This window comes from Microbulbifer variabilis, from assembly GCF_056232115.1.
Genome location: NZ_CP174325.1, coordinates 3,252,378 through 3,268,373 on the forward strand (window position 1 = coordinate 3,252,378; position 15,996 = coordinate 3,268,373).

The following is a 15,996-nucleotide window of genomic DNA, read 5'->3' on the forward strand; positions in this document are numbered from 1 at the left end:
AAACAGCATCTTGCTGTAATAGCTAAATTTGAAGGCCCTGGCCGGCCAGTGACCACGGAGTATTTTGATGACCGACAAAAGCAGCGGAGAAGACAGCGGCAAATTGCTGTACTGCTCTTTCTGTGGCAAAAGCCAGCAGGAAGTGCGGAAGTTAATCGCTGGGCCGTCAGTCTTTATCTGCGATGAATGTGTCGAACTGTGTACAGACATTATTCGCGAAGAGGTCCAAGAGAGTGCGGAGGGCCCGGAGGGACGCTTGCCCACGCCGCGCGAGATCACTGAGATCCTTGATCAGTACGTTATTGGCCAGGAGCGGGCCAAGCGTGTACTGGCAGTGGCTGTATATAACCACTACAAACGCCTACGCAGCAAAGCTGGTGTAAAGAGCAAGGATGAAGTTGAGCTAAGTAAGTCCAACATCTTGTTGGTTGGGCCGACTGGTAGCGGTAAGACATTGCTTGCGGAAACCCTTGCTCGCCTGCTCAACGTACCTTTCACGATTGCAGATGCTACTACTCTCACTGAAGCTGGTTATGTTGGTGAGGATGTAGAAAACATTATTCAGAAGCTGTTACAGAAATGTGACTACGATGTGGAGAAGGCTCAGCAGGGCATTGTTTACATCGATGAGATCGACAAGATTTCTCGCAAGTCAGATAATCCCTCTATCACCCGTGATGTTTCTGGTGAGGGTGTTCAGCAAGCACTTCTGAAACTGATTGAAGGAACTGTGGCCTCAGTGCCCCCTCAGGGAGGCCGTAAGCACCCTCAGCAAGAATTCTTGCAAGTGGACACCTCTAATATCCTGTTTATTTGCGGTGGAGCATTTGCCGGCCTTGATAAAGTAATTCGCGATCGCTCCGAAAAGGGTGGAATTGGCTTCAGTGCTGAAGTGAAGTCCAAGGACGGAACCAGTAATTTCGGTGAGATTCTCAGAGATCTCGAACCCGAGGATCTGGTGCGTTACGGTCTCATTCCCGAATTTGTTGGGCGGCTTCCGGTAACCGCGACTCTTGAGGAATTGGATCGTGAGGCCCTGGTCCAGATCCTGACAGAGCCTCGCAATGCACTGACCAAGCAGTACGGCAAACTGTTTGAGATGGAGGATGTGGAACTGGATTTCCGCCCAGATGCCCTGGATGCTGTAGCTACCAAGGCAATGGAGCGTAAAACCGGTGCTCGTGGACTGCGTTCTATTATGGAATCTGTCCTTTTGGAGACCATGTACGATATCCCCTCCACTGACAACGTAGCTAAAGTAGTTATCGATGAGGCTGTAATCAAGGGTGAGTCGGCCCCGCTACTCGTCTATGAAAGTGAGACCCAGCCCCAGAAAGCAGCTCCTGAAGAGTGACGCCTCGTACTTAAAAAAGCCCCAATTCGGGGCTTTTTTTATAACCTCAACTTCTTAAAAAGAAGCTCCTTTTACCATTTGAGGCCCCAATACCGAGGCGGCTTATTGGTATTCAGTTGAGTTCGGCACAAATTGGTCGCCAGATTAGACTTGTATTCCGGGCTCTCCCCCCCCATCTCTAGCAACTGAAGGGCGGTGGCCCAAATTGAGCTGTCATTTACTACAGCAGCATGATGCCGCGCCAAATACCCAGTGATAGGGCCGAGAGGAGTTCTATGGATCAGTCATCCGACACCAAACTTGAATATCCGTTGTTGCCATTGCGCGATGTTGTTGTTTACCCCCATATGGTTATCCCGCTATTTGTTGGCAGGGAAAAGTCCATAGAGGCTCTGGAAGAGGCCATGCGCAGGGATAAGCAAGTGTTACTCGTAGCCCAGAAAAAAGCATCGGAAGATGACCCTGGCGCTGAGGACATCTATCGCGTGGGCACCATAGCTAGTGTTTTACAGCTGCTCAAACTTCCCGACGGTACGGTCAAAGTGCTAGTGGAAGGGGGGGAGAGAGTAAATATTCTCGATGTAATGGAGAGGGATAACCACTTCGAGGCGACAGTAGAGCCTATGGAGACGTTTGAGTTGCCTGAGGCCGAGGCTGATGCTCTGGTGCGCTCGGTGATGACTCAATTTGAACAGTATGTCTCTGTGAGCAAGAAGGTACCCAACGAGGTCATCACCTCTCTGTCTGGGATTGATGAGCCAGGGCGCCTTGCAGATACCATTTCTGCCCATATGTCCCTTGAGCTAGCACAAAAGCAAGAGCTTCTTGAAACCTCCAGCGTTAAAGAGCGCTTGGAGCATCTGCTTGGCCTGATGGATTCAGAGATCGACCTGATCCAGGTAGAGAAGCGCATTCGTGGCCGCGTGAAAAAGCAGATGGAGAAAAGCCAGCGTGAGTACTATCTGAATGAGCAGATGAAGGCGATTCAAAAGGAGCTGGGCGAAATTACTGAAGAGCCCAATGAAATTGAAGAGCTGGAAAACAAAATTGCCGATTCCGGTATGAGTGCAGAGGCTGAGAAGAAAACCCGCGCTGAACTTGCCAAGTTGAAGATGATGTCTCCGATGTCGGCAGAAGCGTCGGTCCTGCGCAGCTATATCGATTGGATGTTAAGTCTGCCCTGGAAAAAAGCGAGCAGGGTAAGGCATGACCTCAAGAAGGCTGAAGAGATACTCGAAAAAGAGCATTACGGTCTGGAGGAGGTCAAGGAGCGTATACTTGAATACCTGGCGGTACAGAAGCGCGTAAAAAAAGTGAAGGGTCCGATCCTCTGCTTGGTTGGACCTCCAGGGGTTGGTAAGACCTCACTTGGGCAATCTATAGCTCGCGCTACCAATCGACAGTATGTGCGAATGGCCCTTGGCGGCGTGCGCGATGAAGCGGAAATTCGTGGGCATCGCCGAACCTACATTGGCTCACTGCCAGGGAAGTTGATTCAAAAAATTTCCAAAGTCGGTGTAAAGAACCCGCTGTTTCTGCTCGATGAGGTCGACAAAATGGGCATGGATCAGCGCGGAGATCCGGCCTCAGCACTGCTCGAGGTTCTGGATCCGGAGCAGAACAAGACCTTTAACGACCATTACCTCGAGGTAGATTATGACCTGTCAGATGTAATGTTCGTATGTACTTCCAACTCCATGAATATTCCCGGTCCATTACTGGATCGCATGGAGGTTATCCGTATTCCCGGTTATACCGAGGATGAAAAACTCAATATTGCCCAGCGCTACCTTGTACCAAAGCAGCGTAAGGCTAACGGCTTGAAAGACGATGAGTTGGATCTGTCCGATGAGGCAATACGGGATATCGTTCGCTATTACACTCGTGAAGCTGGTGTACGTGGGTTGGATCGCGAAATTGCCAAAATCTGCCGGAAGGTCGTGACCGAGCATGTACGCAACCCATCGGAGAAAACGGCTGTGGTCAAATCTGACCAGCTGGAAGAGTTGCTGGGTGTGCGTAAATTTGACTTCGGCCGTGCCGAAGAGGAGAACAAAATCGGTATCGTTACCGGCCTTGCCTGGACGGAGGTCGGCGGTGAATTGTTAAATATCGAAGCTTCTGCGGTTCCAGGTAAGGGTCGTATGATCAAGACCGGATCTCTCGGTGATGTAATGCAGGAGTCTATCCAGGCTGCCCTGACAGTGGTGCGCTCGCGATCGCAAGCCCTCGGAATAGGGCCCGATTTCCACGAGACACGGGATATTCACATTCATGTGCCAGAGGGTGCTACACCGAAAGATGGCCCCTCTGCGGGTATTGCGATGTGCACGGCTTTGGTTTCAGTACTCACCAATATTCCTGTGCGCTCGGATGTGGCGATGACTGGTGAAATCACTTTGCGTGGAGAAGTTTTACGAATTGGTGGTCTCAAGGAAAAGTTATTGGCAGCACATCGAGGCGGTATAAAAACTGTACTGATACCTGCGGATAATGAGCGTGACCTGAAAGATATTCCCGACAATATCCTTCAGGACCTGGTGGTGAAACCGGTCAAGTGGATCGACCAGGTGTTGGAGTTGGCACTTGAGCACAAACCCGAGTCCCTTTCGGATGAGGAATATTCTGCCTTGCAAAAGCAGGCGGAAGAGCGCTCGCAAAGATCGATCCAAACTCATTAACCTGTTACGGGGTGACTGTTGTCACCCCGTAACAATTGCAAGACCAAAACATAACCACTCTGTTGATTTTTGATGCTCGGGTTTCGTTCAACTGTCCGGAAACCCGCATGGTTCCTTGACCCGTTACCGGGCAGTTGGTATAAAACGAGGCTTATTGCCCGGCGCCAAAATTGCCGGTGGTTAAAAAGTTACTAATAGTGATACCTGGCCTGAGGGTGTCCTGAACATATTTAAAAGAACAGAGGGATTAAGCGTGAATAAGTCCGAACTGATTGAAGCAATTGCCGCGTCTGCAGATATTCCAAAAGCAGCAGCTGGCCGTGCTTTGGACGCAATGGTTGATAGCATTACTGATGCGCTTAAAAAAGGCGATCAGGTTGCCTTGGTAGGCTTTGGTACTTTTGCAGTGAAAGAGCGCGCAGCCCGTACTGGCCGCAATCCTCGCACTGGCGACCCCATCGAAATCGCCGCAGCGAAAATCCCTAACTTCAAGGCCGGTAAAGCCCTGAAAGACGCCGTAAACTAAGTTTTTCGGTGAACTTCGAGACCTTGTAAAAGATTCGAAGCTATAAAGAGGCGTGTCAGGTTGGATACGCCTTTTTTGTATCTGGTAACAGTTAAATAATTAGAGTCAAAATTCGGAGCTGAGCATGCTTCAGTCCATGCGCGATAACCTGAAAGGGACGGCAGCGATTATTGTCGCAGCTTTCTTTGGGTTCATTATGGTCATTGGGGGAATCGACTTTTTCTCAGGGGCCAGTGGTGGTGCCGCCGATGCGGTTGCCGAGGTAAATGGTGAAAAAATCACCAATCTGGATTTGCAGCGAGCGATTCAAAATCGTCGCAGTATGATCATGAGTCAATATGGGGAAAATGTCCCAGCAGACCTGATCAGCGACGAGCAGTTACGTGAACCTGTATTGCGCCAATTAATTTCAAGCTCAGTCATGCGCCAAGCTGCTTTGGAGAGCGGTATGGTTATGAGTACTGCGGCTGTTAATAAAGCCATTACCGATATTCCAGCTTTTCAGGTAAACGGCACCTTTGATCCTCAATTATATCGCGATGCTTTGCGTCGTATGGGCTATAGCACAGCCAATTTCCCTCAAATTGTCGAAAGTGATCTGGCGCTGCAGCAATATGCAGACAGCGTTACCGAAAGCGCTTTTACTACGCAAGCTGATGCCGAGCAGGTAGTGGCGGCATCAATGGAAGAGCGTGATTTCAACTATGTAGTAATGCCGGTACAGGAGCTTCTGGCCACCACTGAAGTTGGTGATGCAGAAGTCGAGCAGTTCTACCAGGAAAATCAGAGCCAATACCAGCGACCTGAGCAAGTGGCAGTTGAGTATATAGAGCTTACTCCCGCGTTGTTTGCAGCCAATATCGATATTTCAGAAGAGGATGTTCGCTCGCAGTACGATCAAGAGATTGCCAGTTTTGGCGCTGACCTTCGTCGTCGTGCAGCTCATATCCTTTTGGAGGACGCAGACCAAGCGAAGCTGGAGGAGATCCAGACCAAGCTGGATGCAGGTGAAGACTTCGCCGAACTCGCCAAAGCTTATTCAGAAGATATTGGTTCACGGGAAGAGGGTGGAGACCTCGGCTTTACCGCCGGTGATGTTTTCCCTCAGGCTTTTGAGGAGGCACTGGCAAGCTTGGAGGTTGGTCAGGTGTCTGCTCCGGTTACCACTGATAGCGGAACACACTTTATTAAGTTACTGGAAGTTGAGGAGAGTGAGCCTCCAACTTTTGAGGAGCGTAAGGGTGCTATCGAGACCCAGTTACGCGCAGCCGCAGCAGAGAGTGAATTCGTTGATGCCCTGAGCCGTTTGGCAGACCTTGCTTATAATGCCGATAACCTGGCAGGCCCCGCCGAAGAGCTGGGAGTGCCTCTAAAAACCAGTGGCCTCTTCTCCCGAGAAAGTGGCGCTGGGGTCTTGGCTAATGGGCAGGTAGTGGAAGCTGCTTTCTCCCCTGAAGTGATGGAAGATGGTAACACTTCAGATGTGCTCAATCTTAATAACGAGCACTCCGTGGTGTTACGCGTAACGGAGTCCAAGCAGGCTGGAACCTATCCGCTAGAGGAAGTCCGCGAGCAAATTGTTGAGCGTCTCAAGCGTGACAAAGCGAGCGAGCAGCTTGCTGTTCGTGCCGAAGCCCTGAAAGAAAAGCTCGCTGCTGGTGAAGATTTTGCCAAATTGGCAGAGGAGCAAGGCTTAACCTTAGAGGTCAGCGACAAAACACGTCGCGGTGGCTTTGGGGAGCGCGGAGAAATCAATACCAAGGCATTCTCCTTGGCCGCCCCGGCCACCGGCTCTGAGGAATTGTCAGTGTTTGCTACGAGCAGCGGTGATCAAGTTGTTCTGGCATTACGCGGTGTGCGGGAAGGCAATTTATCCCAGCAAAGTAAAGAGCAGCGCCAGGCGCTAATGCAGCAATTAGCCTCAGTAAATGGAGGTGCGGAACTGGCAGCTATTCAGCGTTACTTATCTGATCAGGCAAAAGTCGAGCTGGCGCCAGAGAGCCAGTAACTTTGCTCAATTAGAAAAATAAAAAACCCGGCAGATGCCGGGTTTTTTATTTACAGCTTCTTTTATTTAGTTGCGATAGCAGGCGGGCGAAAGGTCAGAAAACTCAACTGTTGCTTGCGCTGTCCACAAACAGAGTGAGGCGCTGGCCTGGCTGTAAGTACTTGGATTTGGTGATTTTATTCCAGCGTAAAATATCGTCGATCTCAATACTGAACTTGTTAGCGATTCGGTAAAGAGAGTCACCGCTACGGACTTTATAGGAAACCTTGCGTGTCGTACGGCTGTTGCTAGCAGGTGTACTCCCATCATAGGCAACCAATGTCCGGCCAGGGCGTAGGGTGTCACCGGGCGCCATGCTATTCCAGCTGGCCAATTGTTTGACGCTTACGTTCATTTTCCGGGCTATAGCCCAAAGACTGTCGCCAGGTCTTACTGTATAGCTGCTCTTCTGCCCTTGGCCGGAGGATTGACGGCGTTTTACACGCTGGTCCAGAGCATACGCATACTGTCCGGCAGGGCCAGAGGCACTGGGAATCAGCAGGGTTTTACCAGCCCGGATATTGTTATTGCGCAGTTTGTTAGTCTCGCGAATGGCACTGACCGTTGTCTGGTAGCGCCTCGCAATCGTCGAAAGTGTATCCCCGCGATTAATGGTATAGCGTTGCCAGGTTACTCGCTGGTCTTCAGGCAGCTCTTTGAGTGCGGCTTCGAACATTTCCTGGTTTTCAATGGGTATCAATAATTGATGGTTTCCGTTGGGGTCTGTAGCCCAGCGGTTATAGCCTGGGTTAAGTAGGTAGAGCTCATCAACTTCAATTTCAGCCAGCTCAGCGGCCTGCGCCATATCTATCTGGCTGCCGACATCAACCCGGGCGTAGTAAGGCTCATTAGCGATATCATGGAGAGGCACTTTGTAATAGTCTGGACGTGAAACCACCTCTGCCAGTGCTAGCAGTTGTGGTACATATCGCTTCGTTTCCCTAGGCAATTTCAGGTCCCAGAAGCTGGTACCAAGCCCTTTGCGACGATTGCGCTCTACTGCTCTACGAACGGTGCCCTCGCCAGCATTGTAGGCTGCCAGGGCCAGTTCCCAGTCGCCGTCAAACCGCTCCATCAGGTAATTGAAGTACTTAACCGCTGCGCGGGTTGATTCATGGACGTCACGACGGCCGTCGTACCACCAGTTTTGTTGCAAACCAAAGGAGCGGCCAGTGGAAGGGATAAACTGCCACATGCCGGAGGCGCGTGCATGAGAGTAAGCGAAGGGATCGTATGCGCTCTCAACAATTGGCAACAGGGCCAGTTCGAGAGGCAAGTTGGCCTCTTCGAGTTCTTCGACTACATGGAAGATATAACGGCGCGAGCGCTCGCTAACGCGCGCCATATAGCCTTCATTGCGGGAAAAATAGGCGATGTAATCCTGGACTTTTGTATTATCAACGCGATGATTGAGGCGGAAGCCTCTACGCAAACGTTCCCAGATGTCTGTAGGGGGCAGGGCTTCCTCTTCAGGTTCAGGGGTGGAGATAGTGGCGCTGCTCGCAATTTTTCTTTCAGGAGCTTCTGCAGCTTCACGCTCAGGTGATGAGCCCTTATTTGGCATCTGCGAGCATGCCCCAACCGTGGCCGCTAACAGCGCCACGGCAAAATTCTTATGAACCATGATTGGTATCCGCGAATATTTCTTTTAATTCCTCGCTCAGCTTACGCCTAGGCGTTTATTTTTTGCTAACACTGAGCATTAGATCATAGTCATATGATTCTAAATAGCAGGAATAGTTTCGGTCAACGCGACTGAATAAAATATAGACAGTTTATTCAAGTTTGATTGCTACAGGATTTTAGCTGAGGGCACTTTGTCAAAAGTGGTCTTTTAAGTCTCTCAGGCTCGAAAATACCTCAACTTCACTCAGGCTTTCAGGGTTATTGCGGCCCAAGTGTCGCGCGCCACTTTGCTTAACCTCTGGAATATCACAGCGTAGAAATGGATTGGTTTCCCTCTCCCGAATGATATTGGATGGCAGCGTAGGTTTGCCTGAAGTTCTGAGTAGCTGGCATTCTTGCAAGCGCTGGGTTACTGCTGGGTTGTCTGGTTCAACAGATTTGGCAAAGTTCAGGTTACCCAAAGTGTACTCGTGAGCGCAGTAGATTTGTGTTGCCGGCGGTAGGGTGCAAAGCCGCTGTAGGGATTGATACATCTGTTCAGGGCTGCCCTCAAACAATCGCCCGCAGCCCGCGGCAAAAAGGGTGTCGCCGCAGAAGAGATGAGTTTGCAGAGCTCCGTTTTTGCCTTGCCCTTCAAGGATCAGAGCGAGATGGTCGAGGGTGTGGCCCGGAATGCTCCAAACCCGCAGGGAAGTGCCAAGTATCTGAAGGCTGTCTCCCTCAGTAATCGTATTTGTCACACCTTTTACTGCTTTGGGTCCGTAAACAGGGCAGTGATAGTGCTTTCTCAGTTCAGCTATTCCTCCAGTGTGATCGAAATGGTGATGGGTGATCAAAATGCCATCCAGAGAGTCGCCTTTAAGTGCCTGGATAACTGGAGCAGCTTCCCCTGGATCGACAACCCAGTGCTCGTCGCCTTTGTTGAGGTGCCAGATATAGTTGTCTCTAAGTGCGGGAATAGGTGTTATTGAGAGCATATTGATCCTGCCTGCCATCTGGGGCTGGAAACGATACCATGTAATCAGAGTGGTAGTGTGCTGAAAGCACATTTAGTGGCCTGATTTACCTTTTAAATCCATAGCAAATAACGCTACCTTATCTTGTTAAACTGCTGTTGGGTTTCGGGGTGAACCTCTGTATCGGGTGGTTTTGAGGCCAGGATATTGCTGGCTTTTAATTAGGAGATTGAATGACTGATAAGTTCAGGTCGCGGAACGACTCGGAGCTGCCGTCACTGGTAAAAGCCTGCCCGGCTCTGTCACACTGGTTTTCCAGTAGTTTGGGTCAGGAAATACTGTCCCAGCAGCTGGCGCTATCGCAACCCTTGATTGAGGGCTTCTTTGGTTACCATCTGATGCAGGTCGGAGTAACAGACGCTGTGGATTTTGCGGACTCCAGTCGTATTAATCATCGATTCCGCCTCGCTGCCTGTCCGGAGCAGAAGGGAGCTGCGCTGGTAGAGTTGGAGCATCTGCCTCTACCATCTGAATCTATAGATGTCGTTCTATTGCACCATCTGCTGGACTTCTCAGCGCACCCCCACCAGATACTCAGAGAAGCTGCGCGAGTGTTGATACCAGGTGGTCATATGTTGTTGATAGGGTTTAATCCTTTCTCTCTTCTCGGTTTGTCACGGATGCTTTTTTCTCGCGGTGCATACCAAAAGGGCAACCAAATGCGCGCTGCCCGTGTGGCAGACTGGATGAATCTCCTGGATTTACAGGCAGATAAAGTGCACCGGGGGTTCTTTCGGTTGCCATTACAGCAGCGGGAGTTGCTAGCTAAAACGGCTTGGATGGAGCGCCTGGGATCCCGCTGGCGCTTGCCTTGGGGGGGCTTTTACATCATAGTCGCGCGCAAAGAGGTGGCGCGAGTACGCACCATAAAAATTAACTGGCGTACCCAGCGAAAACCCGCCTTGGTGGCCACACCTACGAGCCCCCGTGTTGCGGCGCGGGGTAAGCATCAGAAGCGCTGATCCTGCGGAGCGGTTTCGCACATCGGCTACTTTCCTAATTTGGCGTCAATTTTGAAACAAATAACTATTTATACCGATGGTGCCTGCCGTGGTAATCCAGGCCCTGGTGGCTGGGGAGCCTTGCTGGTTTATGGCGATTTGGAAAAAGAGCTATGTGGTGGCGAGTCTCACACCACCAACAATCGTATGGAGCTAATGGCGGCAATTCAGGCCCTGGAAGCGCTTAAACAGCCATGCCTGGTTGACTTGCATACGGACTCTCAGTACTTGCGCCAGGGTATTACCGGCTGGATCAATAATTGGAAGAAAAACGGATGGAAAACCGCCAACAAAAAGCCAGTTAAAAATGCTGATCTTTGGCGTCAGCTGGATGAGAGTGTTGCTCGTCACCAAGTGCAGTGGCATTGGGTAAAAGGGCATGCTGGCCACCCGGGCAATGAACGGGCGGATCAGTTAGCTAACCGTGGTATTGATGAGCTGGAGTCCTGAGGGAGAGTAGAAAATGCGTCAAGTTGTCCTCGATACGGAAACTACCGGCCTGGATCCCAAAAGTGGTCACCGGATCATTGAAATTGGCTGCGTGGAACTGATTAACCGCAAGCTGACCGGGCGCCATTACCATCAGTACATTAATCCGCAGCGGCAAGTGGAAGATGGCGCTATAGAAGTTCATGGTATTACCAATGAATTCCTTGCCGATAAACCGGTCTTTGCGCAAATCGCGGATGAGTTTATGCACTTTTGTGAGGGGGCTGAGTTGGTTATTCACAACGCTCCCTTTGATGTTGGCTTTATTAATGCTGAGTTGAGGCTGCTCGGCAATCCCCGCTGGAAAAATGTGGCAGCCCACAGCACTGTCCTGGATACTCTGGCTTTGGCGCGGGAAAAGCACCCTGGCCAGAAGAACAACCTGGACGCTCTGTGCAAGCGCTATTTTGTCGATAACTCCCAGCGAGACCTGCATGGCGCTTTGCTGGATGCGGAGATTCTCGCTGACGTCTACTTGATGATGACCGGCGGCCAGACTGACTTAATACTGGCTCAGGGTGGCGATGGGCACAATCAAGAGGATGGGGATAAAGGGCAGAATGAAGACACTTCATCGGTAATCCGTAGGCTCTCAGCTGATCGTGAGCCCCTGCTTGTAGTTCAGGCAGATAGAGGGGAATTAGAAGCTCACCAATCCATGTTGGCATTACTGGAGAAATCCTCAGGCAAGCATTTTTGGTAATAAAAAAGCCCGCATAGCGGGCTTTTTTATTGTGCGATAGAAGTGAAGTAGCTGTTAGGATTTAGTGTTTTTGAATCTCATTAAATTGCGTAAACAACGCAAACCAGCGCAACAGCAGTGAGCACGATAGTGTATGGCAAAGCCATGATTACCATACGCCCGTAGGATAAACGGATTAACGGAGCCAGGGCTGAGGTGAGCAGGAATAAGAAGGCTGCCTGTCCATTCGGTGTGGCAACACTCGGAAGGTTGGTTCCTGTATTAATTGCAATGGCCAACTTGTCAAAGTGTTCACGGGTGATGTCGCCCGCAGTTAGGGCAGTCTTAACTTCATTAATATACACCGTGGCTACGAAAACATTATCACTGATCATGGACAGTATGCCGTTGGCCAAAAACAGTAAACCCGGTTGTTGTTCAGGCTTTTGTGATAGTACGAAGTGGGTAACCGGTTCAAACAGATGCTGTTGGTGAATCACCGCAACAATGGCAAAAAATACCACCAATAGAGCCGTAAAAGGCAGGGCTTCTTCAAAGGCGTGTCCAATTCGGGCCTCCTGAACAATACCATTGAAGGACGTCAAAAGCACAATGATCATCAAGCCGATAATACCCACTTCGGCAACATGGAAGGCCAATGCGAATACAAGCAGCAGAGCAACAATGCCCTGTACCCAGAGTTCAGCCACCTGTGCAGAGGTACGCTTCTTTTCTTCTTCTCTCGAATAGTTCAACAATACTTCACGCACTGCTATAGGAAGCTGGGCACCGTAGCCTAAGATTTTAGTTTTTTCCAAGAATACACAGGTGATAAGCCCAGCAAATAGGGTGGGGATAGTGACCGGCGCCATTTGCAGGAAGAATTGAAGAAACTCCCAGCCGGCTTTTTCGGCAATCAGTAGGTTTTGTGGCTCACCCACTAAAGTACAGACGCCTCCCAATGCAGTACCTACGGCACCATGCATGATAAGGCTGCGCAGGTAGGCCCGGAATTGGTCCAGGTCCTCCCGGTGGTACTCCACTACGTGTTCGTCATTTGAGTGATCATGGTCATGGTGGTGGTGGGGTTGCTGGGAGGCGACCCGGTGATAAACAGAGTAAAAGCCTACAGCTACCGCGATTAGTACAGCAGTAACTGTAAGTGCGTCTAGGAATGCTGAAAGTACTGCAGCTACTGCACAAAACAGTAGCGAGAGCATACTCTTTGAGTTCACGTGAATTAGGATCTTGGTAAACACAAAGAGTAAGAGACTCTTCATAAAGTAGATCCCGGCGACCATAAACATCAGCAGCAGGATAACTTCAATATTCTCGACTACTTCATGATAGACCGCATCTGTGCTGGTCATTCCCATAAGGACGGCCTCAATAGCGAGCAATCCTCCGGGTTGAAGTGGGTAGCACTTTAGTGCCATTGCCAGGGTAAAAATGAATTCAGCAATCAGTACCCACCCGGTAATAAAAGGGCCGCTGACATAAAGTATTACTGGGTTTAATAGAAGAAAGGCAGCTATTGTCAGTTTGTACCAATCCGGGGCTTCGCCGAGAAAATTATCCGCAAAAGCCCGGCCAAAACCGCTACCGGAAGCCGTCAGTGCATTGTTGTAAGTGTTCATCATTTACTTCCCTGGGTAACCCAGTGTTTGGGTCAAATTGAAGTGTCGGGTTGTCCCTGCCCTTTGCGGCATTTTGGGAAAGCCCTTAGCCGCGATCTCTCTTTCCCTTGTGTTCAGCTGGTGAAGCTGATTGTTTTTTGGGCGTAAGCGCAAAAAAAGTGCACATCTGCACACTTGAAAGTAGCAAACGCTACTGGGTTTTCCGGAAAATTCAAGTAATTTAGGGGTTCAGAGGAGGTAGCAGAGGATTTGTCGAATATTCGGTGGAATTTATTGGCGGAAAGGTGGACTCTTTTCTCTATTGGTATAAATTGCCCTTTACTAGGCCAGAACCTTTTGTTTTGGTTATTTTTTGTTCGGTTACAGGAAGAGTGCAGCGGTGCAGTCAAAGAGTGAATTGCGCAAGATCAACATCACTTCTGTCAATGTGGTCAAGGATGAGCTGGTAGTAGCAGTAGATAACGCTACCTCTCACTTGGACAAATTTGCAGCAGATACCACCCAGAAGCAGTCACTGGAGCAATGCTTGGCAGCTCTTAGGCAAGTGAGTGGCGTATTGCAGATGGTGCAGCTCCATGCTGGAGAATTGCTTGCCCAGGAGAAAATAACTGCGCTCACCGAAGTGTTGGAAGGGCGACAGCAAGCCACAGAGGAGCTAATGGAAGCTCTGGGTAGTGGGCTTTATGTATTGGGCCGGTACCTCGATTTTGTGCAGAGTCGGGCCATAGCCAGGCCAGAATTACTGATCCCCTTTATTAATAACCTTAGGGCTGCGCGGTCCCAGCCGCCGGTACCTGAAAGCCATTTTTTTCGTTGTAACCTGGATGCCTCAATACCTGGCATGGGCGCCTCGGCAGTAATGTCCGAAGACTTGCGTAGTTTTGTCCGTAGGTTCCGGCATATGTATCAAGTAGGTCTCTTGGCATTATTGCGTGGCAAACCCCGCGGCCCGGCTTTCACCATGATGGCCCGAGCATTGGAGCGGATTGCGAGTATCACTTCTGGGCGTCCAAATGGGCGCCTGTGGGTCGTGGCTGGTGCCGCCCTGACAGGTATGGCTGCCTGTGAAATGCGTATTAGCCGTTCCAGGGTAATGGTATTCAGTATGTTTGATCGTTGGTTGCGTGCCCTGCAAAAGGAGTGTGACGCTGCTCTAGACCAGCCTGCACCCCCGATATTGCTGAAAGAATGCATCTATTGGCTTGCTCTGTCGAAGCCTGCTGAGGCTGGGAGTAAGCTTCTCGATATCTTTTCGGCAGAATCCCTTGAATATACTGAGGAAGAACTGGAAAGGGAGCGCGCGAGCCTGGGTGGGCCTGGTGCCACTGCAATTTCTGCTGTAGCTGGTGCACTGGATGAAGAGTTATCCAGTGTGCGCCGGATGCTGGATGATATTGAGCTGATCGGTATCTCCGATATCGATGAGAATGATGGACTAGCCAGCACCCTGAGACGCGTTGCTGGTACCTTGCAAATGTTGAACTTCAAGCGAGTGGGCGAGAGTCTGCGCAATGCCGTAGCTGAATACCAAAGTGCTGCAGGTGCAGGAGGTTCTGTCGCAGATTCAGCTTTACAGAAGCTCACCGGTCAAGTGTTGATGGTGGATAGTACTGTGCGGGCATTAAAGCAGAGTACCAATATTGATCTCGATGAGTACGGCCATGCGGATATTGCTTTTGAGCATAGCCAGCTGGCAGAGGCAGAGGTAGCAGTGCTTAAGGAGGCGGAAGCTGGCCTTGCGTTGATAAAGCGCGCTCTAGCTGCATATGCAGATTCCGGCTATGACCATGGCCATATCCGCAACGTCTCGACCACTCTTAACTCTGTGCGTGGGGGGTTGATCGTCTTAAACCTACAGCGCGCTGCTTCGGTGGTTGAAGGCTTATTTAAATTTGTTGAAACAGTGGTAGATCGCCACGATGCAGGTCCTGATGTTGAGCAGTCACTGGATATTTTCGCCGATGCTATTATCAGCCTTGAGTACTACCTTGGCGAGGTAAAGCTGCACCGTCAGGCCGATGTGCAATCCCTTAACCTCGCTGTGGAGAGCTTGGCTGCACTTGGTTATCCCGTAGAGACGGTTTAACCTGAATTAGGAGGCTCTTTTGGTCGAACGCTTTGAGCCCGCTGCAAATGTGTGGGCTACCCCAGATTTTTCCCAACAAATTATTGTGGCTGAGGGGTTGGTGCTCTGTCGAGGAGACCAGTTTATCCATGAGATGGATATATTTTTGGCCGAGGCTGTAATTTCAAACCACTACCTTGGGGAGTTGGGAGGACAAAGTTGCGGTGTTCGTGTGTTATCCAGCCTGCTGGATATTCGCGGGCATGACTGGCGTAACCTGCGCAGTTTATTAACCTCCACAGACGAGCATTTATTTGCATTGGCCGGCCGCGCTCTACAGATCGCGCATTGGGACCGCGACCATCGCTTTTGTGGGCGCTGTGGGACCGCAACTCACTACCATTCCATCGACAGGGCCAGAACCTGCCCGAACTGCCAATTGACGGTTTATCCTCGAATTTCTCCCTGTGTCATTATGCTGGTCACTCGAGGAGAAGAGTGCCTGCTTGCCCGTCATGCGAATCGTAGAAATATCACCTATACCGCGCTTGCGGGTTTTATAGAGCCGGGTGAAAGCGCTGAGATAGCGCTCAAGCGTGAAGTTCGTGAGGAAGTAGGCTTAGAGGTGGGTAGCTTGCAGTATATCGGTAGCCAGCCCTGGCCATTTCCCGGCCAATTGATGTTGGGATATCTTGCGGCGTGGCAGGGCGGTGAGTTGTGTCCCGATCCGAATGAAATTGAAGAAGCACAATGGTTTCACTATAGATCGCTGCCGGAAATTCCACCTGTGCAGACTCTCTCGGGACAGCTGATTCACACTTTCGTGGAGCAGGTCGCGGCGGGAAAGTAGCCGTGGTTGTTCTAACGGCTCA

Annotated in this window: 12 protein-coding genes; 9 read left to right on the forward strand and 3 right to left on the reverse strand. The window is 50.5% G+C overall.

Annotated features, from left to right (window positions below; all coding sequences use genetic code 11):
• The first annotated feature begins 67 nt into the window (after nt 1–67).
• From clpX to ACJJI7_RS14570, 4 genes are all read left to right on the forward strand, one after another.
• A complete protein-coding gene (gene clpX / locus ACJJI7_RS14555) occupies nt 68–1,354 on the forward strand; it encodes an ATP-dependent Clp protease ATP-binding subunit ClpX (RefSeq protein ID WP_020414824.1) in 1,287 nt (428 codons plus the stop codon).
• 275 nt (nt 1,355–1,629) lie between these two features.
• Entirely contained in the window at nt 1,630–4,035 is a 2,406-nt protein-coding gene (lon, locus tag ACJJI7_RS14560; protein WP_020414825.1) for an endopeptidase La, read from the forward strand.
• A 253-nt stretch (nt 4,036–4,288) separates the two neighbouring features.
• Entirely contained in the window at nt 4,289–4,561 is a 273-nt protein-coding gene (gene hbs, locus ACJJI7_RS14565) for a non-specific DNA-binding protein Hbs (RefSeq protein WP_010132873.1), read from the forward strand.
• Between the two features lie 124 nt (nt 4,562–4,685).
• On the forward strand, nt 4,686–6,569 hold the full coding sequence (locus ACJJI7_RS14570) for a SurA N-terminal domain-containing protein (protein WP_020414826.1): 1,884 nt from the start codon (nt 4,686–4,688) through the stop codon (nt 6,567–6,569).
• A gap of 103 nt (nt 6,570–6,672) precedes the next feature.
• On the opposite strand, the gene ACJJI7_RS14575 is transcribed toward ACJJI7_RS14570, so the two are convergent.
• Nucleotides 6,673–8,232 carry a LysM peptidoglycan-binding domain-containing protein gene (locus ACJJI7_RS14575; RefSeq protein ID WP_444901867.1) on the reverse strand — a complete coding sequence of 520 codons (1,560 nt, stop codon included), beginning with the start codon at nt 8,230–8,232 and terminating at the stop codon, nt 6,673–6,675.
• Nucleotides 8,233–8,428: 196 nt separating this feature from the next.
• On the reverse strand, nt 8,429–9,283 hold the full coding sequence (gene gloB / locus ACJJI7_RS14580) for a hydroxyacylglutathione hydrolase (RefSeq protein ID WP_353056837.1): 855 nt from the start codon (nt 9,281–9,283) through the stop codon (nt 8,429–8,431).
• A 140-nt stretch (nt 9,284–9,423) separates the two neighbouring features.
• Here gloB and ACJJI7_RS14585 point away from each other — a divergent pair, with 140 nt between their 5' ends.
• The 3 genes from ACJJI7_RS14585 to dnaQ are packed head-to-tail and all read left to right on the forward strand — an operon-like array spanning nt 9,424 to nt 11,443.
• Nucleotides 9,424–10,212 (forward strand): methyltransferase domain-containing protein, encoded by a 789-nt coding sequence (locus ACJJI7_RS14585; RefSeq protein WP_444901866.1) that lies wholly within the window; start codon nt 9,424–9,426, stop codon nt 10,210–10,212.
• A 51-nt stretch (nt 10,213–10,263) separates the two neighbouring features.
• Nucleotides 10,264–10,701, forward strand: a complete 438-nt coding sequence (gene rnhA, locus ACJJI7_RS14590) for a ribonuclease HI (protein ID WP_020414830.1) — start codon at nt 10,264–10,266, stop codon at nt 10,699–10,701.
• A 13-nt stretch (nt 10,702–10,714) separates the two neighbouring features.
• A complete protein-coding gene (gene dnaQ / locus ACJJI7_RS14595; RefSeq protein WP_282951047.1) occupies nt 10,715–11,443 on the forward strand; it encodes a DNA polymerase III subunit epsilon in 729 nt (242 codons plus the stop codon).
• 80 nt (nt 11,444–11,523) lie between these two features.
• Here dnaQ and nhaB read toward each other — a convergent pair whose 3' ends face one another.
• Nucleotides 11,524–13,059, reverse strand: coding sequence for a sodium/proton antiporter NhaB (gene nhaB / locus ACJJI7_RS14600; protein WP_020414832.1), 1,536 nt, complete (start codon nt 13,057–13,059; stop codon nt 11,524–11,526).
• A 379-nt stretch (nt 13,060–13,438) separates the two neighbouring features.
• Between nhaB and ACJJI7_RS14605 the strand changes: the two genes are divergently transcribed.
• Complete coding sequence (locus ACJJI7_RS14605; RefSeq protein ID WP_020414833.1) at nt 13,439–15,145, forward strand: FimL-related protein; 1,707 nt, start codon at nt 13,439–13,441, stop codon at nt 15,143–15,145.
• Between the two features lie 19 nt (nt 15,146–15,164).
• Nucleotides 15,165–15,974: an NAD(+) diphosphatase gene (gene nudC, locus ACJJI7_RS14610; protein WP_282951045.1), complete on the forward strand. Its 810-nt coding sequence runs from the start codon at nt 15,165–15,167 to the stop codon at nt 15,972–15,974.
• The last annotated feature ends 22 nt before the right edge of the window (nt 15,975–15,996 follow it).

Bases quoted from the DNA above. Each gene is read 5' to 3' on its own strand.
- clpX (WP_020414824.1), top strand. From the start codon at position 68: ATGACCGACAAAAGCAGCGGAGAAGACAGCGGCAAATTGCTGTACTGC.
- lon (WP_020414825.1), top strand. From the start codon at position 1,630: ATGGATCAGTCATCCGACACCAAACTTGAATATCCGTTGTTGCCATTG.
- ACJJI7_RS14570 (WP_020414826.1), top strand. From the start codon at position 4,686: ATGCTTCAGTCCATGCGCGATAACCTGAAAGGGACGGCAGCGATTATT.
- ACJJI7_RS14575 (WP_444901867.1), bottom strand. From the start codon at position 8,232: ATGGTTCATAAGAATTTTGCCGTGGCGCTGTTAGCGGCCACGGTTGGG.
- gloB (WP_353056837.1), bottom strand. From the start codon at position 9,283: ATGTGCTTTCAGCACACTACCACTCTGATTACATGGTATCGTTTCCAG.
- ACJJI7_RS14585 (WP_444901866.1), top strand. From the start codon at position 9,424: ATGACTGATAAGTTCAGGTCGCGGAACGACTCGGAGCTGCCGTCACTG.
- dnaQ (WP_282951047.1), top strand. From the start codon at position 10,715: ATGCGTCAAGTTGTCCTCGATACGGAAACTACCGGCCTGGATCCCAAA.
- nhaB (WP_020414832.1), bottom strand. From the start codon at position 13,059: ATGAACACTTACAACAATGCACTGACGGCTTCCGGTAGCGGTTTTGGC.